The following is a 22,143-nucleotide window of genomic DNA, read 5'->3' as shown; positions in this document are numbered from 1 at the left end:
GGCACGGACGGGCGTTGAATGGGGATCGGGCGGTTCAGGCCTGGCCGCCGGGGGCGTTGCCGCCAACGGGCGGGGCCGGCGGCGCGGGGGGCGCCGGGGGCGCGTCGGCGGGCGCCACGGGGCGGTCGCTGGGGGCTTCTGCGCGCGCCATCCAGGCGATCAGCGACGAGCGCATGGCTTCCTCGACCGACATCTGGATCGGCTGCACCCATTCCTGCGGCACGAATACGGTATAGCCCCCGATCATATAGCCCATCGGCAGGTACACCGCCACGCGGTCGCCCTGCGTGAAGCCTTCCGGCAGGCCGTCCAGGTTGCGGCGCGTCACCAGGCCGACCAGCTCCAGTTGCTGGCCCGGGATGCGCAGGATCACGACCTGCTGGGCGGTGGCCTTGGAGCTGGGCGAGAAGTAGTCGGCGAAGCTCTTGAGCGACGAGTAGATGCTCTTGACCACCGGCAGGTTGGTGAACGGCATTTCCAGCAGCGCCATCACGCGCTTGACGCGCTCCTTGGACACCAGGTAGCCGATCGCCAGGATGCCCAGGATGCCCAGCAGCAGCCCCAGGCCCGGAAAATAGAAGCCGCCGATGAACGGGCGCAGGAAGGTCAGCGCCACCGCCTCGGTCCAGGCCAGGAAGATGTAGAGCAGGTAGATCGTCAGCGCCAGCGGCAGCACGGTGATCAGGCCGCGGAAGAAGTATTTGTAGAGACGGGTCATAGTCATGAAGCCAGGAAATCGGGGTCGGGTCCTGCGCCGCGCGGACCGGAAGGGCCGAAAGCATAGCAGCAGGCGGCGCAAAGTCCGGTAACAAGACGCGGGAATTGCTACCGGTCGACGGGCAGGTACAGCGTCTCCTTGATCTCCTCCATCACCACATAGCTGCGCGATTCGGCCGACGCGGGCAGGCGCTTGAGGATCTCGCCGAGCAGACGGCGGTATTCATTCATCTCGGTCAGGCGGGCCTTGACCAGGTAGTCGAAGTCGCCCGACACCAGGTGGCACTCCATGACCTCGGGCACATACAGCAGCTCTTTCTTGACCTTGTCGAACACGTCGCCCGACTTGGCCGAAAGCTTGATCTCCAGGAACACCAGCAGGTTCTTGCCGAGCGCCGCCGGGTTGACGCGCGCATGGTAACCGGAGATCACGCCTTCGCGCTCCATGCGCTTGACGCGGTCGGAGCAGGGCGTGGCCGACAGGCTGACGCGCTCGGCCAGTTCCGTGACGGAAATACGGCCTTCCCGCTGCAGGATATCCAGGATTTTCAGGTCGATACGATCGAGATCGCGCATTTCACTTCTGGCGGTCGAAAAAAGGAGCTTGGCCGGGAAAAACCACTGCCGAATGAAAATCTTCAGTGATTTTCACTGTGATGAGGCTCATAGACTACCGAAATTCCTGACCAAATCCAAACTTCGGAACGAATCATGCACGTCATCGTCCTCGGCAGCGGCGTCATCGGCACCACCACGGCCTATTACCTGGCCCGCCAGGGGGCCAAAGTGACGGTGCTGGACCGTCAGCCCGGCGCCGCCCAGGAGACCAGCTACGCCAACGCCGGCCAGGTGTCGCCGGGCTATTCCACGCCCTGGGCCGCGCCCGGCATTCCGCTGAAGGCCATCAAGTGGCTGTTCAAGAAGCACGCGCCGCTGGCGATCCGCCTGGACGGCAGCCTGTACCAGCTCAAGTGGATGGCGGCGATGCTGGCCAACTGTTCGGCCGAGCGCTACGCGGTCAACAAGGAACGCATGCTGCGCCTGGCCGAATACAGCCGCGACTGCCTGCGCGAGCTGCGCGCCGACACCGGCATCCATTATGAAGAGCGCACCCGCGGCACGCTGCAGTTGTTCCGCACCGAGGCCCAGATGGAAGCCGCGCGCCGCGACATCGCGGTGCTGGAAGAGGTCGGCGTGCCCTACGAGCTGCTGGACCGCAACCGCCTGGTGAGCGCCGAGCCGGCGCTGGCGCGCTCGCTGCACAAGCTGGCCGGCGGCCTGCGCCTGCCCAACGACGAGACCGGCGACTGCCGCCTGTTCACCACCCGCCTGGCCGCAATGGCCGCGGCGCTGGGCGTGGAGTTCCGCTATAACCAGTCCGTCGCCGGCCTGAACACCGCCGGCGGGCAGGTGACCGGCGTGCGTGTCGGCAACGAGGTGCTGACGGCCGACCGCTACGTCGCCGCCTTCGGCAGCTACACCCGCGGCTTCCTGGAGCCGCTCGGCCTGGACCTGCCGGTGTACCCGGTCAAGGGCTATTCGCTCACCATCCCCATGAAGGACGAGGCCGCCGCGCCGGTCTCCACCATTCTGGACGAGACCTACAAGATCGCCGTCACCCGCTTCGACGACCGCATCCGCGTCGGCGGCATGGCCGAGCTGTCGGGCTTCGACCTGCGCCTGAAGGACGCGCGCCGCAAGACGCTGGAACTGGTGGTCAACGATCTGTTCCCCGGCAGCGGCGACGTGGCCCGCGCCGAGTTCTGGACCGGCCTGCGCCCCATGACGCCGGACAGCACGCCCGTGGTCGGCCCGACCCGCTACGGCAACCTGTTCCTGAACACCGGCCACGGCACGCTGGGCTGGACCATGGCCTGCGGCTCCGGCAAGCTGGTGGCCGACCAGGTGCTGGGCCAGCGCCCGCAGATCCGCACCGACGGCCTGGCGCTGTCGCGCTACGACCGCCAGGCCTCGGCCGAGCGGCCGCTGGTGCTGGGCGGCAAGGGCGCCTGATTCCGGCCTTTTGCCCGCATCCTTGCTTCCGGCGCCGGCCACAAGCCGGCGTCCCGACGGCCCGCCCGGCGCACGATGCCGGCCGGGCCGTTGTTCCAGCGGGCGCGGCGCGACATTGCCGCGACACTTTCAGGCCCGTTGAGGCCACAGGGAATCGACGCCGGCCTCTACAATCGGCGGCATGACCCATTTCCTGCATACCGCCGATTGGCAGATCGGCCGTCAGTACGGCCAGTTCGAAACCGATGACGCCGCCTTGCTGGCCGAGGCCCGCTTCGATGTCGTCGCGCGCATCGCCGCGCTTGCCGCCGAGCGCCAGGTCGACGCGGTGCTGGTGGCCGGCGACGTGTTCGACACCCAGGCGGTGTCCGACCGCACCATCCGCCGCCTGTTCGCCGCGCTGGCCGCCTACGCCGGGCCGTGGGTCATGATCGCCGGCAACCACGACGCGGCGTTGGCCGACAGCGTCTGGAGCCGCGCCGCGCAACTGGGCTGCATCCCGCCCAACGTGCGGGTGCCGTTGCGTACTGGCGTGGTCGACCTGCCAGCGCAGAACCTCGCGGTGCTGGCCGCGCCGCTGACCCAGCGCCATACCTACGACGACGTCACCCAGGCCTTCGACGCGCTGGAATCCGAACCCGGCCGCGTCCGCGTGGGCCTGGCCCATGGCAGTGTCGCCGGCCGCCTGCCCGACACCATCGACGCCACCAACCCCATCGCGCCCGACCGCGCCGCCCGCGCGCGGCTCGACTACCTGGCGCTCGGCGATTGGCACGGCTGCCTGGCCATCGACGAACGCACCTGGTACGCCGGCACGCCCGAGCAAGACCGCTTTCGCGGCAACGAACCCGGCTATGCGCTGGACGTGCGCATCGATGCGCCGGGCGCCCCGCCACGCGTCGAACGCGTGGCCACCGGCAAATACCGCTGGTCCGCCTGGACTGAAACCCTGAGCCTGCCGACCGACGCCCAGGCGTTGGCCGACCGCCTGGCGGCGCTGCGCGCCGAAGACGTGCTGCGGCTGGAACTGCAGGGCCACGTCAACGTGCCGACCTGGGAGGCGCTGCAACGCGCCGTGGACCAGGCGGCGGCGCAGGCGAGGGCGGTGCTGCCGGACTTCTCCGGCCTGCTGCTCGAACCCGACGAGGCCGACCTGGCGCAACTGGGCGCGAGCGGCTACGTCGGCGAAGTGGCCGCGCAACTGCAGGCCATGCAGGCCGATCCCGACCAGGCGGCGGTGGCCGGCGAGGCCCTGCGGCTGCTGCTGCGGTTCCAGCGCGAAGGCGCGGCGGCGGGAGGCGCGCAATGAAGCTCACGCGCATCGCCCTGGAAGAATTCCGCAAATTCCGCCAGCCCCTGGTGCTGGATGGCTTGCAGGACGGCCTGAACCTGTTCGTCGGTCCGAATGAGGCCGGCAAGAGCACGGTGGCCGCGGCCATCCGCGCCGCGTTCCTGGAACGCTACAGCACCCGTACCGTGTCCGACCTGGCGCCGCGCGGCGAGAGCGGCGCACGCCCCGGCGTCGAACTGGCGTTCAGCCATGCGGGCCACGATTACCTGCTGAAAAAACACTTCCTGTCGCGGGCCCGCTGCGAGCTGTTGATCGACGACGGCGCGCAACGGCTCGATGGCGAGGAAGCCGAGAACGCACTGGCCGCGTTGCTGGGCTTCGAACTGGCCGCGCGCGGCCAGAGCAAGCCCGATCTGGCCGGTGTGCCAGGCCTGCTGTGGATCCAGCAGGGCGACGGCCAGAACCTGCAAACCGCCGCTAGTCACGCCGGCGGGCATCTGCGCGAGGCCCTGACGCAGTTGTCGGGCGAGCTGGCCTCCGGCGACGGCGACCGGCTCTACGAGCGCGTCGCCGCCGAGCGCGCCGCCTTGCTGGATGCGCGCAACGGCCGCCCCAAGGGCATCTACAAGGACGCCGAGGACGCGCTCGCCGCCGCCCTGGCCGAGCGCGACCAATGCGCCCAGGCCAAGGCCCAGCTCGACGCCGACGTCGACCGGCTGGCGACGCTGCGCGCCGAACACGCGCGCGCCGAGGCCGGCCAGCCCTGGAAGGATTTCGAGGCCCGCGCCGCCGAGGCGCGCGCCCGGCTCGCGGCCGTGGCCAAGGAACGCGAGGCGCTCGAAGGGCTGCAACGCGAACAGCGCCAGGCGGCCGAAACCTTGGCCGTGCTGCAGGAACAGGTGCGCCGCGACCAGCAGGACGAATCCGAATTGCAGGCCCTGGTGGCGCAGGCGCGGGCCGCCCGCGCCGCGGTCCAGCAGGCGCAGGAGCCGCTGGCCCGGGCCCGCGCGCTGTGCGACACGCACGCCGCCGCCGCCGAGCAGGCGCGCCAGCGGGTCGCGGCGGTGCAAGCCGTGGCCGACCGGCGCGACCTCGAACACCAGATCGACCAGTTGGCGCGCGACATCGAGCGCCTGGACGGCGCGCTCGAAGAAGCCACCCGCCTGATCGAGCAGGGCACGATCCTGAAGGCCGAAGCCGTGCGCATCGAGATCGCCGACGCCGACATCCAGGCCCTGCGCAAGAGCGAACGCGCGCTGGGCGACCTGCAACTGCGCCAGCAGGCCATCGCCACGCGCCTGTCGTACGCGCTGGACGCGGGCCGCGAGGCCCGGCTGGACGGCGCCGCGCTGGCCGGCAGCGGCGAGTTGCTGCTGACCGCGGCGGCTGAACTCGAATTGCCCGGCCTGGGCCGGCTGCGCATCGAGCCGGGCGGCCAGGACCTGCCGGCGCTCAAGCGCGAACTGGCCGACGTGCAGGCGGCCAGCGCGGCCTTGCTGTCGCGCCTGGGCGTGGCGCACGTGGCCGAGGCCGAGGAACGCCATGCGCGCGGCGTCGACCTGCAGCGCGAACTGGAGGCCATGCGCAAGACGCTGGCGATCCATGCGCCCAAGGGCGTGGACGCGCTGCGCGGCCAACGCAACGAAGCCCAGGCGCGGCGCGCGCAACTGGCCGAGCGGTTGGCGTTGCTGCCGCCGGCGGCTGAGGCGGGCGATGCCGATGCGCCCGCCGCGCGCCAGGCGCTGCGCGATGCCGAGGCCAGCGCGGCGCAGGCCGAGCAGGCCCTGGCGGCCGCGCAGCGCGCCCTGGATGCCGACAGCGCCCGCGCCCAGTTGCTTGAAACCCAGGCCGCCGCGCGCGGCGCCGACCTGCAATCGCCCGAACGCGCGGCGCAGCGCCAGGCCCGCGCCGGCCGGCTGGCCGAGGCCCGCAGCGGCCACGACCTGCTCGAACAGCGCCTGCGTCAGGCGCAGGCCGCGCTGGAGGCGCTGCGTCCGGAACTGCTGGAGCAGGACGCGCAGCGCTACGAAAAGTCCGCCGCCATCGAACGCGACGCCCAGCACAAGCGCCACAGCGAGATCCAGCAGTTGCTGGGCAAGCTGGAGCAGGCCGGCGCGCAGGGCCTGGGCGAACGCCTGTCCGAAGCCGAGGCCGCCTGCGAACGCCTGCAGCGCCGCCGCGACGAATTCCAGCGCCGCGCCCAGGCGCTCGAATTGCTGTCCACCCTGCTGGCCGGCAAGCGCGACGCCGCCACCCAGCGCCTGCAGGCGCCGCTGGCGCGGCGCCTGGGCCACTACCTGGCGCTGCTGTTTCCCGAGTCCGCGCTGCGGCTGGACGAGGCGCTGTTGCCCGCGGCCCTGCAACGCGCGGGCGGCGAGGACCCGCTGGATGCGCTCAGCTTCGGTACGCGCGAGCAATTGGGCATCCTGGCGCGCTTCGCCTACGCCGACCTGCTGCGCGAGGCCGGACGGCCGACGCTGCTGTTGCTGGACGATGCGCTGGTGCACACCGACGACGAGCGGCGCGACCTGATGAAGCGTGCGCTGTTCGATGCCGCCACGCGCCACCAGATCCTGATGTTCACCTGCCACGGCGAGGCCTGGCGCGACCTGGGCGTCGAGCAGCGCCGCATCGGCGCCTGACGCCTTGGCGGCGGTGCGAGCCGCGTCCGCACGTGCAAACTGCCCCCACACGTGCGGACCGGTGTGGTCAAGCGCGTCGCCGACTGCGTGCGGGCGCCCCGCAACTTGACGCTGGCGCGCGGCGCCGGTAGCCTACACGGGTTCATCACCGAACCCGACGCGCTTCACATGCCCGACTTCACGCCTTCCGCCGAATCCGCCTTCGCTGCCCGCGCAGCCGGCGCCGGCCTGCGCGCAAGCCGGCGGCAGGGCGTGTCGCCTCCCGTTGTTTCTCCTGTCGTCTCGACGGTCGTATCGCCGCCGGTGGCTTCGCCGCCGTGCGATGTCGTCGTCGGTGTCGCGGGCGCCTATCCGCCCGTGGCCGCCGTCGTCGGCTGACCGCCGCACACTTCCCGCTCCCGCCTTATCGCCTGGATCCGCCGCGCTGATGCGCCGACGCGTTTGCGTTCGCGCCCGCCCGCCGCGCGTCCACGCCTGATCCGTTCGCGCGCCGCAAGACGCGTGCACGCCGCGGGAGCCTGTTCCATATCCGACAGGTAGAAATCTTCATGTCTTTCAATCGCAATGCGTGGGCCGCCTACGGCTCCACTTCCTTGTTCGTGCTGCTGTGGAGCGGCGGCGCGATCTTCGCCAAATGGGGCTTGGCGCACGCCTCGGCCTTCGGTTTCCTGCTGTGGCGCTTCGTCCTGGCGCTGGTCGTCCTGCTGGCGCTCTGCGTTGGGCGCCGGCGCTGGCTGCCGGCGCCCGGCACGCGCGGCATCGTCGCGCTGACCGGGCTGCTGCTGATCGGCAGCTATTCCATCTGCTATCTGCTGGCGCTGGACCACGGCATCACGCCCGGCGTGCTGGCCACGCTGCTGGGGGCGCAACCCATCCTGACCCTGGCGCTGCTCGAGCGCCGCTTTCCGCCGCTGCGGCTGGCGGGGCTGCTGCTGGCCCTGTGCGGATTGGGCATGGTGATGTTCCAGAGCATCGGCATGGCGCGTTTCTCGCTCGCCGGCATGGCCTTCGCGTTCGCGGCGCTGCTCAGCATGACCGCCGGCGCCATCCTGCAAAAGCGCGTGCGCCAGGCGCCGACGGACGTGATGCCGCTGCAGTACGTGGCCAGCCTGGCGCTGTGCCTGCTGTTCGCGCCGTTCCAGCCGCTGCACGTGGATTGGAGCCCGGGATTCGTGCTGCCGCTGCTGTGGATGGGGCTGGTGATCTCGGTCGGCGCGACGCTGCTGTTCTACCGCATGATCCAGTCAGGCAACCTGGTCAACGTCACCAGCCTGTTCTACCTGGTGCCGGCCGGCACCGCGGCGCTGGATTACCTGGTGCTGGGCAACCGCCTGTCGCTGCTGAGCCTGGGCGGCATGGCCGGGATCCTGCTGGGGCTGATGCTGGTGTTGCGCACGCCGGCGGCGCGCTCGGGCGACTGATCGCGGTTTGCCGCCGCGTCGCGGGATGTTCGCCGCGCGGCGCACACCCCGGGGCGCGTCGCGCGCGCGGGCGGGGCGAGGGCGCGCTCCGGGACGTGGCCGTCCTGCCGCTTCGTCCGCGCTACGCGTGCGCGGCTTCTTCCTGGCCGGCCCAGTGGCCGCTGACCAGTTGCGCCGGGCGTTCGCGCGCCTGGACCCGGGCGCAGACCGCCCAGGCGTCCAGGCGCACGTTCAGGCCGGCATAGACGCCATGGCCGTCGCCCGCCTCGATCCGGCCGTCGGCCTGCACGCCTTCGCCGGCGCGGATCGAGCCGTCGGCGCGGATGTCTTCGCCCGCGATCAGTCCCCAGCCCGCGGCCAGGTGGCCGCCGCAGGCGATGCTGGCGCCGGCCTGAATGCCGCAGGCGGCATCGATGTCCTTGGCGGCCTGCACGCCGCCGCCGGCCTTGATGCCCTGGCCGCATTTGAGGGCGCCTTGCACCTGCACGTCCTGCCCGGCCCGCAAGTGGCCGGTCACGGCCAGGTCCTGGCCGGCGCAGATGTCCCACTTGGCGCGCAGGTTGCCGCGGCAGTCGAAGGCGGTGGCGACCTCGATGCCCCATTCGGCGGACACGTCGCCGCCCGCGCGCAGATCGCCGGCGCTGGCGATGTTGGCGCCGGCCGTGATGTTTTCGCCGGCCACGATCGATTCCCCGGCGCGGATGCCGCCGCCGGTGATGATGCTGCGTCCGGCCCGCACCACGCTGTCGACGTTGATGCCCATGCGCACTTCCAGCGTGCCGGCGAAGACGATGGCGTGGGCGTCGAGCGTGTCCAGCTTCAACACCGCGTCGGTCGGCCCGAACTGATCCAGCAGCCAGCAGGCGTCACCGACGCGGCCGTCGGCCACCAGGGCATCGAGGACGGCCTGATAGTCCCCCTGTCCGTTGTGGTCGCGCAGGAACCATTTGTAGCCGCCCGCGCAGGGGTTCTTGGCTTTGACGAATTTCTTGGTGAGTTGCATGGCGTTCGGTGGCAATCAAGGCGTGGCGCCGCCCGCCGGTCACAGTCGGCGCGCGGACGGAAAACGTGGCAAGACCGCCCGACCATGCGGCAGGGCGGTCGCGCCGGCCGGCCTCGAACCGCGCCGCGCGCAACAAGGGTACGGGCGTGCAGGCGGCCGGCGGCGGGCCGGTGACGGAAAGCGGGAAGGGGGGATGCCGGCGATTAGCCGGGCTTGGAACGCGCGTAGGCGGAACGCGCGGCGACTTCCTGCGAGCTCAACAGGGTCGAGCGCAGGGCGCAAAGCACGCAAGCAGTGTCGGAAGGATGGGAGAAATCGATTCGCACGGGCGAAATGGTAGCAGAGCGCGGGCGCGTCATATGCCCGGCGATCGCCGATGTGGCGTGGGACGGTCCGAATCTGGCGCCGCGCAGGGCGCGCATTGCGCCGGCGGCCTCGGAAAGGGCCCGCCGGCACGGCGTGGCGGCGGGCAGACGGACTGGCCGCCCGGGTCACGCGGCGATGCCGCGTGACAAGCCTCAGTTCGTCGACTGGATGTTGCGCTCCTTGGCGATGCGCTGGCGCAGCTCCAGTTCACGCTTGATCTGCGCGGCGTATTCGGCCGGCGTGTTGCCGTCGACCAGCGAGCCGCCGTCGGCCAGGCGCTGGATGATCTTCGGATCCTTCAGCGCCTTGACAGTGGCGTCGTGGATGCGGTCGATCACCGCCTGGGGCGTGCCGGCGGGCGCGACCAGGCCGTACCAGGCCATGTTGTCCATTTCCGGCAGGCCGCCTTCCGAGAAGGTCGGCACGTCCGGCAGGGCGGGCAGGCGCTTGGGCGCGGCCACGGCCAGGGCGCGCAGCTTGCCGGCCTGGATGTGCGGCATGGACGAGGGCAGGTTGTCGAACTGGGCGTTGACCTGGCCGGCGATCACGTCGTTGAGCGCCGGACCCGAGCCGCGGTACGGCACGTGCACCATGTCGGTCTTGGTCAGCGACTTGAACAGTTCGCCGTCCAGGTGGCCGATGCCGCCGGCGCCGGACGAGGCGTAGCTGTACTTGCCGGGGTTGGCCTTGAGCAGGGCGATGAACTCGGCCAGGTTCTTGGCCGGCACCGCCGGGTTCACCGTCAGCACATTGGGCACGTTCACCATATTGGTGATGGGCGCGAAGTCCTTGAGCGGGTTGTACGGGTTCTTGGGGTTGGTGGCCGGATTGGTGGCCATGGTGCTGACAGTGGCCACGCCCAGGGTATAGCCGTCCGGGGCGGAGCGGACCAGCGCGTCGGCGCCGATCGAGCCGCCGCCGCCGCCGCGGTTCTCCACCACCACCGCCTGGCCGAGTTCGCGGCCCAGGCCTTCGGCCACCACGCGGGCGACGATATCGGTGGTGCCGCCGGCCGCGAACGGCACGATCAGGCGGATGGGTTTGTTCGGGTAGGCGTCAGCGGCTTGCGCGGCGCCGCTGAGACAGAGGCCGGCGAGGGCGGTGGCCAGGACGGCCTTGGCTTGGGACAGCACGGTCAAGAGTCTTCTCCATATTATTGAATCCGAGCCGGCCGGCTACGATGGCCGGCGTCGGCGAAGCGCGCCGGGCTCGGATGCTGGCCTGGCCGACGCTTCGTGGGCGCCATTCCACACAGTTACGGGGAACCGGTCAATCCGTATTCCCCCTGCATCGCGTGTGGGTATTTTTACCCCGGAAGAAGCCCGCCAGAAGTGCGACGATGGCGCAAAAAATCGTATGCTGACAAGAACTTGAACGAAATCGGGGCCAGTCATCGATGCGTAATGATTGCGCAGCGATCATGTCGTCATCCCCCCCGGTACGCGCATAAATCTCTGCATAACTTACAAGAATCTGATATTTTTCGGATGAGATTCTTGGCCGGTCTTGCAAGAAAACTATTGCGTTTGTTTCTGTCCGCGCCGTTCAATGGCGTAGGTTGACGTCCCCGCGGGGCAACGTGTAGTGCAGCGACGCACCGGGCCAGGGTTCCGTCCGTTTTTCAATCCCCGGTCTGTTTCGTCTCTCGCTGCTGCGCTGGCGGGAGGGGGCCCGGACATTCTCGGAACGCCATGTCGCTGATACTGATCCTCGCTCTGCCGTTCGCCGGCAGCCTGTGCGCCGCGCTGCTGCCTTCCAACGCCCGCAATGCCGAGGCCTGGTTGGCGGGCATCATCGCCCTGGCCTGCGCGGTTCTGGTCGCCAGTCTCTATCCGCAGGTCGCCGGCGGCGGCGTGGTCCGCGTCGACATTCCCTGGGCGCCCGCCCTGGGCCTGCAGTTCACCCTGCGCATGGACGGCTACGCCTGGCTGTTCGCCCTGATCGTCTCCGGCATGGGCGCGCTGGTGGTGCTGTACGCGCGCTACTACATGTCGCCGGAAGACCCGGTGCCGCGCTTCTTCTCCTTCTTCCAGGCCTTCATGGCCGCCATGCTCGGCGTGGTGCTGTCGGGCAACCTGATCCAGTTGGTCATGTTCTGGGAAATGACCAGCCTGGCCTCGTTCATGCTGATTGCGTACTGGCATCACCGCCTGGATGCCCGCCGGGGCGCCCGCATGGCGCTGACGGTGACCGGCGCGGGCGGGCTGTGCCTGCTGGCCGGGGTGCTGATCCTGGGCCACATCGTCGGCAGCTATGACATGGACCGTGTGCTGGCCGCCGGCGACCTGGTGCGCGCCGACCCGTGGTATCCCGCCGTGCTGGTGCTGGTGGCGCTGGGCGCGCTGACCAAGAGCGCTCAGTTTCCGTTCCATTTCTGGCTGCCCAACGCCATGGCCGCGCCCACGCCGGTGTCGGCCTACTTGCACTCGGCGACCATGGTGAAGGCCGGCGTGTTCCTGCTGGCGCGCTTCTGGCCGGTGCTGTCCGGCACCGACGAATGGTTCTGGATCATCGGCGGCGCCGGGCTGATCACGCTGGTGCTGGGCGGCTATGCGGCCATCTTCCAGCAGGACATGAAAGGGGTGCTGGCGTACTCGACCATCAGCCACCTCGGTCTGATCACCTTGCTGCTGGGGCTGAACAGCTCGCTGGCGCTGGTGGCGGCGGTGTTCCACATGGTCAACCACGCCACCTTCAAGGCCTCGCTGTTCATGGCGGCGGGCATTGTCGACCACGAGACCGGCACGCGCGACCTGAGCCGGCTGTCCGGACTGTACAAGGCCATGCCGATCACGGCCACGCTGGCCATGGTGGCGGCGGCCTCGATGGCCGGGGTGCCGCTGCTCAACGGCTTCATCTCCAAGGAAATGTTCTTCGCCGAGACCACCTTCGTCAGCGGCGACATGATCACGAAAGTGGGCCTGCCCCTGGCGGCCACGGTGGCGGGCGCCTTCAGCGTGGCCTATTCGCTGCGCTTCATCCTGCAGGTGTTCTTCGGCCCGCCGGCGACCGACCTGCCGCGCGCGCCGCACGAGCCGCCCGGCTGGATGCTGCTGCCCAGCGGCCTGCTGGTGCTGATGTGCCTGGTGGTGGGCATCCTGCCGGGCCTGACGCTCGGCCCGTTCCTGGCCACCGCCGCGCAGAGCATCCTGGGCGCCGACATGCCCGAATACAGCCTGGCCGTGTGGCACGGCGTCAACCTGCCGCTGGTGATGAGCTTCGTGGCCATGACCGCTGGCGTGATCCTCTACCTGGCGCTGCGCGCGCACCAGCGCGCCAATCCGGGCCGGGTGCCATTCATCTACCGCCTGGACGGCCGCCGTTCGTTCGAGGCGTTGCTGGACGGCTCCAGCGTGGCCGCCGCCTGGCTGCTGCGCTGGCTCGCCTCGTCGCGCCTGCAGGTGCAGATGCTGCTGATCGTGCTGGGCACCTTGTTCGTGGCCTGGCTGCCGCTGCGCGCCGGCGGCTGGCTCGAGGGCACCAGCCGCGCGGCCGAGGTCGATCCGGCCTTCGCCCTGCTGTGGCTGGTGGGTTGCGTCTGCGCGGTGGCCGCGGCCTACCAGGCCAAGTATCACCGCCTGGCGTCGCTGGCGCTGGCCGGCGGCGCCGGCCTGGTGACCTGTCTCACGTTCGTCTGGTTCTCGGCGCCCGACCTGGCGCTGACGCAGTTGTCGGTCGAGGTGGTGACGCTGGTGCTGCTGCTGCTCGGCCTGCGCTGGCTGCCGCGCCGCATCGAGCAGGACGAGGACGAGGGGCTGGGGGCGACCCTGCGCGCCCGCGGCCGCCGCCTGCGCGACCTGCTGATGGCGACCGCCGCCGGCACCGGCATGGCGGCGCTGGCGTACGCGGTGCTGGTGCGGCCGCAGACCGACACGATCTCGTCATATTTCGTCGACCGCGCGCTGCCTGACGGCGGCGGCACCAACGTGGTCAACGTGATCCTGGTGGACTTCCGCGGCTTCGATACCTTTGGCGAAATCACGGTGTTGGGCATCGTGGCGCTGACGGTGTACGCGCTGCTGCGCCGCTTCCGCCCGGCCGCCGAAAGCGCCGACCTGCCGCGCCAGCAGATCGACCAGGACGGCCCGGTGCCGGCCACGCCGGACATCAAGACGATCGTGCCGACCGGCCCGATGATGGTGCCGACGGTGCTGGTGCGACTGCTGCTGCCGACGGCGGCGCTGATCTCGGTGTATTTCCTGCTGCGCGGCCACAACCAGCCCGGCGGCGGTTTCGTCGGCGGGCTGATCTTCGCCACCGCGGTGATCCTGCAGTACATGGTGGGCGGCGTCTACTGGGTCGAATCGCGCAGCCGCCTGAACCCGCAGAACTGGATCGGCATCGGCCTGCTGTTCGCGGGCACGGCGGCGGTGTCGGCCTGGCTCGCCTACAAGCCGTTCCTGGCCGCGCTGGCCTGGGACATCGCCTTGCCGCTGGTGGGACACGTGCACCTGTCCAGCGTGCTGCTGTTCGACCTGGGCGTCTACATGCTGGTGGTCGGATCCACCGTGCTGGTGCTGGTGGCGCTGGCCCACCAATCGCTGCGCGCACAACGCAAGGCAGCCGCCGAAAGCCAGGCGGCCGCCGCACAAACGGGGGAAGCCTGATGGAATTGATTTATGCCGTCGCGATCGGCGTCCTGGCGGGCTCGGGGGTCTGGCTGCTGCTGCGGCCGCGCACCTTCCAGTTCATCATGGGCCTGTCGCTGGTCTCGTATGCGGTCAACCTGTTCATCTTCGGCATGGGCCGCCTGACCTCGGGCCGGCCGCCGGTGGTGGATCCGGCCATGGCCCATGATCCTTCCTGGTATGCCGATCCGCTGCCACAGGCCCTGGTGCTGACGGCCATCGTGATCGGCTTCGCCACCACCGCGCTGTTCCTGGTGGTGCTGCTGGCTTCGCGCGGCTTGACGGGCACCGACCACGTCGATGGACGGGAGTCCCAATCTTGAGTTTCTGGCTGCAACACCTTCCCGTCCTGCCCATCGTCACGCCGCTGCTGGCCGGCGCCGCGATGCTGCTGCTGGGCGACACCCGCCGCTACACGCGCGGCGCCATCGCCATGCTGTCGACCCTGGCCCAACTTGCCGCGGCCATCGCCTTGCTGGCGGTCGCCGGCGGCGCCGTGCCGGACGTCTGGCCGCATGGGGTCGGCGTCTACCTGGTGGGCGACTGGCCCGCGCCGTTCGGCATCGTGCTGGTGGTGGACCGCCTGGCGGCGGTCATGCTGACCCTGACCGCGGTACTGGGCCTGGCCTCGCTGACCTACGCGCTGGCCCGCTGGGACCGGGCCGGGGTGCATTTCCATTCCCTGTTCCAGTTCCTGCTGATGGGCCTGAACGGGGCTTTCCTGACCGGCGACCTGTTCAACCTGTTCGTGTTCTTCGAGGTGCTGCTGGCCGCCTCCTACGGCCTGCTGCTGCACGGCTCGGGCGTGGCGCGCGTCAGCGCCGGCCTGCAGTACATCGCGGTCAATCTGGTGGCCTCGTTCCTGCTGCTGATCAGCATCGCGCTGATCTACGGCGTGAGCGGCACGCTCAACATGGCCGACCTGGCGCTGCGCGCCGGCGACCTGACCGGTTCCGACCGCATGCTGTTCGAGGCCGGCGCCGCCATCCTGGGCGTGGCCTTCCTGGTGAAGGCGGGCGCCTGGCCGCTGAACTTCTGGCTGGTCAAGGGCTATGGCTCGGCCGGCGCGCCGATCGCCGCCATGTTCTCGATCATGACCAAGGTCGGCATCTACGCGCTGCTGCGCATCGGTTCGCTGCTGCTGCCGAGCGGCGCGCCCGCGGCGTTCAGCCTGGACTGGATGTTCGCGGCTGGCCTGGCCACGCTGCTGTTCGGCGGCCTGGGCCTGCTGGCCACGCAGCAGCTCGAGAAGATGGTGGGCTATTGCGTCATCGTCTCGGCCGGCACGCTGCTGACGGCGCTGGGCATGCCCGGCGTGACGCTGACCGGCCCGGCGCTGTTCTACCTGATCAGTTCGGTGCTGACCACGGGCGCGTTCTTCATGCTGGCCGAGCTCATCGAACGCACCCGCAGCTTCGGCGCCAACGTGCTGGCGGTGACGCTGGACGCTTTCGATCTGGACGACCCGACCTCGGTGAATCGTTCGGATGACGTGGTCGGCGTCGCCATTCCGGCGGCCATGGCCTTTCTTGGCCTGGCCTTCATCTGTTGCGCCTTGCTGGTGACCGGGTTGCCGCCGCTGTCGGGCTTCGTGGCCAAGTTTTCGCTGTTGTCGGCGGCGGTTTCGGCGGCCAACGAATCGGCGCCGCCGATGGACGCCTGGATCCTGGTGGCGGCCGTGCTGGTGTCCGGCCTGGCGGGCCTGATCGGCCTGGGCCGCACCGGCATCCGCGTGTTCTGGGCCAGCGACGACCGCAGCACGCCGCGCCTGCGGCTGATCGAAGCGGGGCCGGTGGCGGTTCTGCTGCTGCTGTGCGTGGGCCTGGCGGCGGGCGCGGGCCCGGTGTCGGCCTACCTGGACGACGCCGCGCGTTCGCTGGACCAGCCCAAGAGTTATATCGATGCCGTCATGTCCGCGCAGACGGTGCGCGCCACGCCGGGAGGAAACTGATGCGCCGCCTGTATTTCCTCTTCCTGCCGGTGTTCCTGTTCGTCCTGTGGCTGGTGCTCAATGAGAGCCTGTCGGCCGGCCAGATTGCGCTGGGCGTGGCGTTGGCCCTGTGGTTCACCTGGGCCGCTTCGCGCCTGCGGCCGCTGAAGGCGCGGCCGCGGCGCCTGTGGAAGGCGATTCCGCTGTTCCTGCACGTGACCGTGGACATCATCAAGTCCAACATCGCGGTGGCCAGGCTGATCCTGAATCCGCGGCGCAATGATTTCTCGCCCGGGTTCATCAAGATTCCGCTGACCATGCGCGATCCGCACGGCCTGGCGATGCTGGCCTGCATCGTCACCTACACGCCCGGCACTGTCTGGGTCGAGCTGGGCGACGACCACCGCCTCAAGCTGCACGTGCTCGACCTGCAGAACGAGGAAGACTGGGTGCGCCTGGTGCAGGATCGCTACGAACGCCCCTTGATGGAGATCTTCGAATGAACGCCATACTTTACTGGGCGGCGTCCTTTGCCCTGGTGTGCTTCGCGCTGGGCATGGTGTTTGCCGCCATCCGCCTGCTGCGCGGCCCCACCGCGCAGGATCGCGTGCTGGCGCTGGACACGCTCTACATCAACGGCATGCTGACCATGCTGGTGTTCGGCATCCGCTCGGGCACATCGGTCTACTTCGATATCGCGCTGCTGATCGCGCTTTTCGGATTCGTGGGCTCGACAGCCATGGCCCGCTTCCTGCTGCGCGGCGAGGTGATCGAGCCATGATCGAGAACCTGCCCTTGTGGGCCAGCATCCCGGCCAGCGTGCTGCTGGTGCTGGGCGGCCTGCTGGCCCTGACCGGCTCGGCCGGCCTGCTGCGCTTTCGGACCTTCTACGCCCGCATCCATGCGCCGACGCTGGGCAATACGCTGGGTTGCGGCTGCGTGCTGGCGGCCTCGATCCTGGTGTTCTCGGCGCTATCGTCGCGGCCCGTGTTCCATGAGGTGATCATCACGCTGCTGCTGATCGTGTCGTCGCCGGTGACAGCGATGCTGCTGATGCGCGCGGCGGTTTACCGTAACCGTTTGACCAAGGCCGACGCCGATCTGGACGCGAGGTAGCGGGCAGGGCGGCGCCGGATACACGGGGACGTATCGGCGCTTTTTAGGGACGAATTGCGCCGGCGCAAGGAATATTGCGCCGCAGCAGCGGAAACTTCAGCTTACGATTGCACGTTGCTGGACATGTCCCCGTCGTGCCATCGTGGGATAGTTGTATCAAGCAGACGGTGCCGGCCCAGCCAGGCCCGCGCCGTTCGGGTTCAATCCTCTTTCTCCAAGGAGCTGGCCATGAATGTACGTCCCATGCACACCAAACGCCTTGCGGCATCCCTTTGCGCGGCTGGCCTGATGCTGGCCGCCGGAGCGGCGCAGGCGGCCGACCCGATCGGCCGCGCCGGCATCCAGGCGCAATACGAACAGGATGTGGCGGCTTGCAAGAACGGCAGCACCGGACAGGAGCGCTCCGCCTGCATGCGCGAGGCTGGCGCCGCCCGCCAGGAAGCCATGCGCAAGCAACTGAGCGATGGCACCACCGACCAGCACCAGCAGAACATGCTGGATCGCTGCAACCGCCTGCCCGCCGATTCGCGCCAGGACTGCATCACGCAGATGACCTCGCCGACCCAGGTGCGCGGCAGCGTGCAGGGTGGCGGCGTGCTGCGTGAAACCGTGATCCAGGTGCCGGCCGGCACCGCCGGCACGGTGCCGCCGCCTCCGCCGCCGGCCACCGCGCCCGGCATGGCGCCGGCTCCGGGCATGGCGCCGCCGCCGCCCGCGCCGATGCGCCAGTAACGACGCTGGGCGGGCCAGGGGAGGGCGCGGCGCGTCCTTTCCCCGCGGCCACGGGGCCCGGCCGCCGCCACAATCAGGCAAAATGGCGGCTGTCGCCCTTACTCACGCATATCCATGTCCGACGTCATCGCCCTGATTTTCGACTTCGACGACACGCTGGCCTCGGACAGCACGTCCGGTTTCCTGGACAGCATCGGGGTGGACACGGCGTCCTTCTGGAACGACCAGGTCGATCCGCTGCTGTCCCACCAGGACTGGGACCCGGTCCCGGCCTATCTCTACCAGATGATCCAGCTCTCGCGCGAGGGCAAGCACGGCCTCATCACGCAGCAGCGGCTGCGCGACTGGGGCGCGCGCCTCGAACTGCACGACGGCGTGGTCACGCTGTTCCAGCGCCTGCGCGCCGCGGTGCGGGCGGCGCAGCCGCAGGTGCAGCTCGAGTTCTACCTGATCTCCAGCGGCATCGGCGACGTGGTGCGCTCCACGCCCATCGCGCACGAGTTCACCGAGATCTGGGCCTCCGAATTCACCTATGGCGCCGACGGCGGCATCGAGTTTCCGCGCCGCATCGTCAGCTTCACCGACAAGACGCGCTACCTGTTCCATATCCAGAAGGGCATCATCGGCCGCGATTTCCGCAACAAGCCGTTCGAGGTCAACCGCAAGGTGCCCGAGGACCGCCTGCGGGTGCCGTTCGACCAGATGGTGTTCGTCGGCGACGGCTACACCGACATCCCGTGCTTCTCGCTGATCCGGCGCGCCGGCGGCTACGCCTTCGGCGTCTGGGATCCGAAGCACCGCGACAAGCGCAGCCGCGCCTGGGGCTTCATCGAGGAAGGCCGGGTGTCGAACCTGAACCAGGCGCGCTACGACGAGAACGCCGAGCTCTACCAGTGGCTGGAAGAGGCCGTGACCAGCCTGGCCGGCCGCATCGCGCTCAAATCGCGGGTGTACCGTGGTTGAGCCGATCGCCATGGCGGCCGTGCCGCCCTGGACCGCGCAGGATGCCGAGTTCATGACGCTGGCGCTGGAACAGGCGCAGGCGGCCTATGACATCGGCGAGGTGCCGGTGGGCGCGCTGGTGGTCTCGGCCCAGGGCGACATCCTGGGGCGCGGCTACAACCGCACCATCATCGACCACGACCCCACCGCGCACGCCGAGATCGTCGCCTTGCGCGGCGCCGCGCGCGCGCTCGAAAACTACCGCCTGCCGGGCATCACCGTGTACGTCACGCTGGAGCCCTGCGTCATGTGCATCGGCGCCATGCTGCACGCGCGCCTGGCGCGGGTGGTGTTCGGCGCCTACGACCCCAAGACCGGCGCCTGCGGCAGCGTGCTGGACGTGGGCTCGGTGCCCAAACTCAATCATCACACTTCAGTCACCGGCGGCGTGCTGGCGGAACCCTGCGGCGAGCTGCTGCGCCGGTTCTTCCGCGAACGCCGCGCCAAGGAATCCATCGCATGAGCAACACCCGAGGCGCCAAGGCGCGCGCCGCCAAGGCGGCCGCCGCCCCGGCGCATGACCACGCCAGCCACGATCACGACCACGAATGCGACGAGGCCTGCGGCCACGATCACAGCCACGACCACGCGCCGGGCCACGTCCACGGCTTTCCGGACGCCCGCGGCATCTACCTGATTTCGCCGTCGTCGGCGGTGCGCGACCCGCAGACCGTCGAAGTGGCGCGCGAGCGCCTGGCCGCGCAGGGCTTCAAGACCGCGCTGGACCGCACCGCGCTGGCCGAGCACCAGCGCTTTGCCGGCACCGACGCGCAGCGCCTGGCCAGCCTGACGCGCGCCGCCAAGCAGAAACTGCCGATCGTCATGGTGACGCGCGGCGGCTATGGCATGGGCCGGCTGCTGCACGCGATCGACTGGAAGGCCATGGCCGACAGCGGCAAGCGCTTCGTCGGCATGAGCGACTTCACCGCGTTCAACCTGGCGCTGCTGGCGCAGACCGGCGCGGTCAGCTACACCGGCGCCACCGCCATCTACGACTTCGGCGGCAAGAAGGTCGACGACCTGACCGAAGCGCTGTTCGGCGAAGTGATGCGCGGCGAGCTGGAAATCCTCAGCTTCGAGACCCAGGACGCCGACCCGGTCGATTGCCGCGGCATCCTGTGGGGCGGCAACCTGGCGATGTTGACCTCGCTGGTGGGCACCCCCTACATGCCCAAGGTGCGCGGCGGCATCCTGTTCCTGGAAGACGTGGCCGAGCATCCGTACCGTATCGAGCGCATGCTGATCCAGTTGTGGCAGTCGGGCATCCTGGGCAGGCAGAAGGCCATCGTGCTGGGCCGCTTCTCGGACTACAAGCTGGCGCCGCACGACAAGGGCTACGACCTGCACGAAGTGGTGGCCTGGCTGCGCAAGACGGTCAAGGTGCCGGTGGTGACCGGCCTGCCGTACGGCCACGTGGCCACCAAGGCGACGCTGCCGATCGGCCAGAAGGTCGGCATCGCCACCGAAAAGGGCCTGGCCCACCTGGTGCTGGACGAACACCACCATTGAGGCCCCGGCCCGCCTGGTTTTTCCGACCGCCCGGCCCGCGCCGGGCGGTTTGCCATCCGGGCTTGGTACACTATCAGGTTTCGCCGCATGCCGGCGTTGTCGCGCCATCCTGGCGCCACATCCATTCTCCCGCTGCTAAAACACTGTGATATCCACCGCCAATCTCACCATCCAGTTCGGTCCCAAGCCCCTTTTCGAGAACGTCAGCGTCAAGTTCGGGGAAGGCAACCGCTACGGGCTGATCGGGGCCAACGGGTCCGGCAAGTCGACGTTCATGAAGATCATCGGCGGCGACCTGGAGTCGTCGGCCGGCAACGTCTCGCTGGAGCCGGGCGTGCGCCTGGGCAAGCTGCGCCAGGACCAGTTCGCTTTCGAGGACCTGCGCGTGCTGGACGTGGTGATGATGGGCCACACCGAGATGTGGGCCGCGATGTCCGAGCGCGACGCGATCTACGCCAATCCGGAAGCGTCGGAAGACGACTACATGCGCGCGGCCGACCTGGAAGCCAAGTTCGCCGAATATGACGGCTACACCGCCGAAGCCCGCGCCGGCGAGCTGCTGCTGGGCCTGGAAATCGCCGTGGACCAGCACAACCTGCCGATGCGCGAAGTGGCGCCGGGCTGGAAGCTGCGCGTGCTGCTGGCGCAGGCGCTGTTCTCGAACCCGGACGTGCTGCTGCTGGACGAACCGACCAACAACCTGGACATCAACACCATCCGCTGGCTGGAAAACGTGCTCAACAGCTACCAGAGCACGATGATCATCATCAGCCACGACCGCCACTTCCTGAACCAGGTCTGCACCCACATGGCCGACCTGGACTATGGCGAGATCCGCATCTACCCGGGCAACTACGACGACTACATGCTGGCCTCGACGCAGGCGCGCGAGCGCCTGGTGGCCAACAACGCCAAGGCCAAGGAACGCGTGGCCGAACTGCAGGACTTCGTGCGCCGCTTCGCCGCCAACAAGTCCAAGTCGCGCCAGGCCACCTCGCGCCTGAAGCAGATCGACCGCATCAAGGCCGAGCAGGTCGTGGTCAAGCCGTCGTCGCGCCAGAACCCGTACATCCGCTTCGAGCAGAACAAGGTCATGCACCGCCTGGCGGTCACGGTCGAGAATCTGTCCAAGTCCTACGACGCGCCCGTGATCCGCAACTTCTCGGCCATGGTCGACGCCGGCGAGAAGATCGCCATCATCGGCGCCAACGGGGTCGGCAAGACCACCTTGCTGCGTCTCTTGGCCACGGACCTGGCGCCCGACGCCGGCACGGTCAAGTGGTCGGATAACGCGGACCTCGGCTACATGGCCCAGGACGTGTCGGATCAGTTTCTGCAGACCGATATCAACCTGCTCGACTGGATGGGCGAGCATCGCCAGCCGGGCGACGACGACCAGTCGATCCGTTCGGTGCTGGGCCGCCTGCTGTTCTCGGCGGACGACCTGCCCAAGGCGCCCAAGGTGCTGTCCGGCGGCGAAAAGAACCGCATGACCTTCGGCCGCCTGATGCTGGGCCGTCACAACGTCATGCTGCTCGACGAGCCGACCAACCACCTGGACATGGAATCGATCGAATCGCTGCAGTTCGCGCTGGAAAAGTACGAAGGCACGCTGTTCTTCGTCTCGCACGACCGCGAATTCGTGTCGGGCCTGGCCACCCGCGTGATCGAAATCCTGCCCTCGGGCGAGATCGTCGACTACCGCGGCGGCTACGAAGACTACCTGTCCTCGCGCGGCATCGAAGCCTGACACCCGGGGCCTTGTGCCCCGCG

General features: G+C 69.2%; 20 protein-coding genes. 16 read left to right on the top strand and 4 right to left on the bottom strand.

The genetic code is table 11. The annotated features are described in order from the left end of the window. Positions 1–34: 34 nt before the first annotated feature. Together SB816_RS13790 and SB816_RS13785 are read right to left on the bottom strand one after the other, a co-directional pair. The gene (locus tag SB816_RS13790) at positions 35–718 is read right to left on the bottom strand and encodes a DUF502 domain-containing protein (protein ID WP_336236130.1); all 684 of its coding nucleotides are present in this window, start codon (positions 716–718) and stop codon (positions 35–37) included. A gap of 107 nt (positions 719–825) precedes the next feature. Then, positions 826–1,293 (bottom strand): winged helix-turn-helix transcriptional regulator, encoded by a 468-nt coding sequence (locus SB816_RS13785; protein ID WP_006394672.1) that lies wholly within the window; start codon positions 1,291–1,293, stop codon positions 826–828. 135 nt (positions 1,294–1,428) lie between these two features. Between SB816_RS13785 and SB816_RS13780 the strand changes: the two genes are divergently transcribed. The 5 genes from SB816_RS13780 (at position 1,429) to SB816_RS13760 (ending at position 8,084) form a co-directional block, all read left to right on the top strand. After that, a complete protein-coding gene (locus SB816_RS13780) occupies positions 1,429–2,730 on the top strand; it encodes a D-amino acid dehydrogenase (protein ID WP_175167384.1) in 1,302 nt (433 codons plus the stop codon). A gap of 181 nt (positions 2,731–2,911) precedes the next feature. Beyond that, the gene (locus SB816_RS13775) at positions 2,912–4,039 is read left to right on the top strand and encodes an exonuclease SbcCD subunit D (RefSeq protein WP_064527652.1); all 1,128 of its coding nucleotides are present in this window, start codon (positions 2,912–2,914) and stop codon (positions 4,037–4,039) included. Beyond that, positions 4,036–6,663 (top strand): AAA family ATPase, encoded by a 2,628-nt coding sequence (locus SB816_RS13770; RefSeq protein WP_410547156.1) that lies wholly within the window; start codon positions 4,036–4,038, stop codon positions 6,661–6,663. The genes SB816_RS13775 and SB816_RS13770 overlap by 4 nt, the downstream gene beginning before the upstream one ends. A gap of 63 nt (positions 6,664–6,726) precedes the next feature. Continuing rightward, complete coding sequence (locus SB816_RS13765) at positions 6,727–7,041, top strand: hypothetical protein (RefSeq protein ID WP_054502699.1); 315 nt, start codon at positions 6,727–6,729, stop codon at positions 7,039–7,041. Positions 7,042–7,211: 170 nt separating this feature from the next. Continuing rightward, positions 7,212–8,084, top strand: a complete 873-nt coding sequence (locus SB816_RS13760; protein ID WP_410547155.1) for a DMT family transporter — start codon at positions 7,212–7,214, stop codon at positions 8,082–8,084. A 121-nt stretch (positions 8,085–8,205) separates the two neighbouring features. Here SB816_RS13760 and SB816_RS13755 read toward each other — a convergent pair whose 3' ends face one another. Together SB816_RS13755 and SB816_RS13750 are read right to left on the bottom strand one after the other, a co-directional pair. After that, positions 8,206–9,087, bottom strand: a complete 882-nt coding sequence (locus SB816_RS13755; protein ID WP_054502697.1) for a hypothetical protein — start codon at positions 9,085–9,087, stop codon at positions 8,206–8,208. Positions 9,088–9,605: 518 nt separating this feature from the next. Then, complete coding sequence (locus SB816_RS13750) at positions 9,606–10,592, bottom strand: Bug family tripartite tricarboxylate transporter substrate binding protein (protein WP_144655060.1); 987 nt, start codon at positions 10,590–10,592, stop codon at positions 9,606–9,608. 552 nt (positions 10,593–11,144) lie between these two features. Here SB816_RS13750 and SB816_RS13745 point away from each other — a divergent pair. From SB816_RS13745 to SB816_RS13695, 11 genes are all read left to right on the top strand, one after another. Next, a complete protein-coding gene (locus SB816_RS13745) occupies positions 11,145–14,060 on the top strand; it encodes a monovalent cation/H+ antiporter subunit A (RefSeq protein ID WP_410547154.1) in 2,916 nt (971 codons plus the stop codon). After that, positions 14,060–14,404 (top strand): Na+/H+ antiporter subunit C, encoded by a 345-nt coding sequence (locus SB816_RS13740; RefSeq protein WP_006227452.1) that lies wholly within the window; start codon positions 14,060–14,062, stop codon positions 14,402–14,404. Before SB816_RS13745 ends, SB816_RS13740 begins: the two co-directional genes overlap by 1 nt. Further along, positions 14,401–16,032 carry a monovalent cation/H+ antiporter subunit D gene (locus SB816_RS13735; protein WP_054502694.1) on the top strand — a complete coding sequence of 544 codons (1,632 nt, stop codon included), beginning with the start codon at positions 14,401–14,403 and terminating at the stop codon, positions 16,030–16,032. The genes SB816_RS13740 and SB816_RS13735 overlap by 4 nt, the downstream gene beginning before the upstream one ends. Beyond that, positions 16,032–16,514 (top strand): Na+/H+ antiporter subunit E, encoded by a 483-nt coding sequence (locus SB816_RS13730; RefSeq protein WP_054502693.1) that lies wholly within the window; start codon positions 16,032–16,034, stop codon positions 16,512–16,514. The genes SB816_RS13735 and SB816_RS13730 overlap by 1 nt, the downstream gene beginning before the upstream one ends. Next, positions 16,511–16,792: a K+/H+ antiporter subunit F gene (locus tag SB816_RS13725; protein ID WP_006394683.1), complete on the top strand. Its 282-nt coding sequence runs from the start codon at positions 16,511–16,513 to the stop codon at positions 16,790–16,792. Before SB816_RS13730 ends, SB816_RS13725 begins: the two co-directional genes overlap by 4 nt. Further along, complete coding sequence (mnhG, locus tag SB816_RS13720) at positions 16,789–17,127, top strand: monovalent cation/H(+) antiporter subunit G (RefSeq protein ID WP_054502692.1); 339 nt, start codon at positions 16,789–16,791, stop codon at positions 17,125–17,127. Before SB816_RS13725 ends, mnhG begins: the two co-directional genes overlap by 4 nt. Before the next feature lie 228 nt (positions 17,128–17,355). Beyond that, a complete protein-coding gene (locus tag SB816_RS13715) occupies positions 17,356–17,859 on the top strand; it encodes a hypothetical protein (RefSeq protein WP_372413505.1) in 504 nt (167 codons plus the stop codon). A gap of 114 nt (positions 17,860–17,973) precedes the next feature. Then, on the top strand, positions 17,974–18,822 hold the full coding sequence (locus SB816_RS13710; RefSeq protein ID WP_410547153.1) for an HAD family hydrolase: 849 nt from the start codon (positions 17,974–17,976) through the stop codon (positions 18,820–18,822). Positions 18,823–18,832: 10 nt separating this feature from the next. After that, positions 18,833–19,324, top strand: coding sequence for a tRNA adenosine(34) deaminase TadA (gene tadA / locus SB816_RS13705; RefSeq protein ID WP_064527664.1), 492 nt, complete (start codon positions 18,833–18,835; stop codon positions 19,322–19,324). Then, positions 19,321–20,370 carry an LD-carboxypeptidase gene (locus tag SB816_RS13700; protein ID WP_410547152.1) on the top strand — a complete coding sequence of 350 codons (1,050 nt, stop codon included), beginning with the start codon at positions 19,321–19,323 and terminating at the stop codon, positions 20,368–20,370. The genes tadA and SB816_RS13700 overlap by 4 nt, the downstream gene beginning before the upstream one ends. A 145-nt stretch (positions 20,371–20,515) precedes the next feature. Beyond that, the gene (locus SB816_RS13695; RefSeq protein WP_054502686.1) at positions 20,516–22,120 is read left to right on the top strand and encodes an ABC-F family ATPase; all 1,605 of its coding nucleotides are present in this window, start codon (positions 20,516–20,518) and stop codon (positions 22,118–22,120) included. Positions 22,121–22,143 lie beyond the last annotated feature (23 nt).

This window comes from Achromobacter sp. SIMBA_011, from assembly GCF_046535435.1.
Classification (GTDB): Bacteria; Pseudomonadota; Gammaproteobacteria; order Burkholderiales; family Burkholderiaceae_B; genus Achromobacter; species Achromobacter dolens.
The sequence above is the reverse complement of the archived record's forward strand: the minus strand, read 5'-3'. Positions and strand labels throughout refer to the sequence as shown.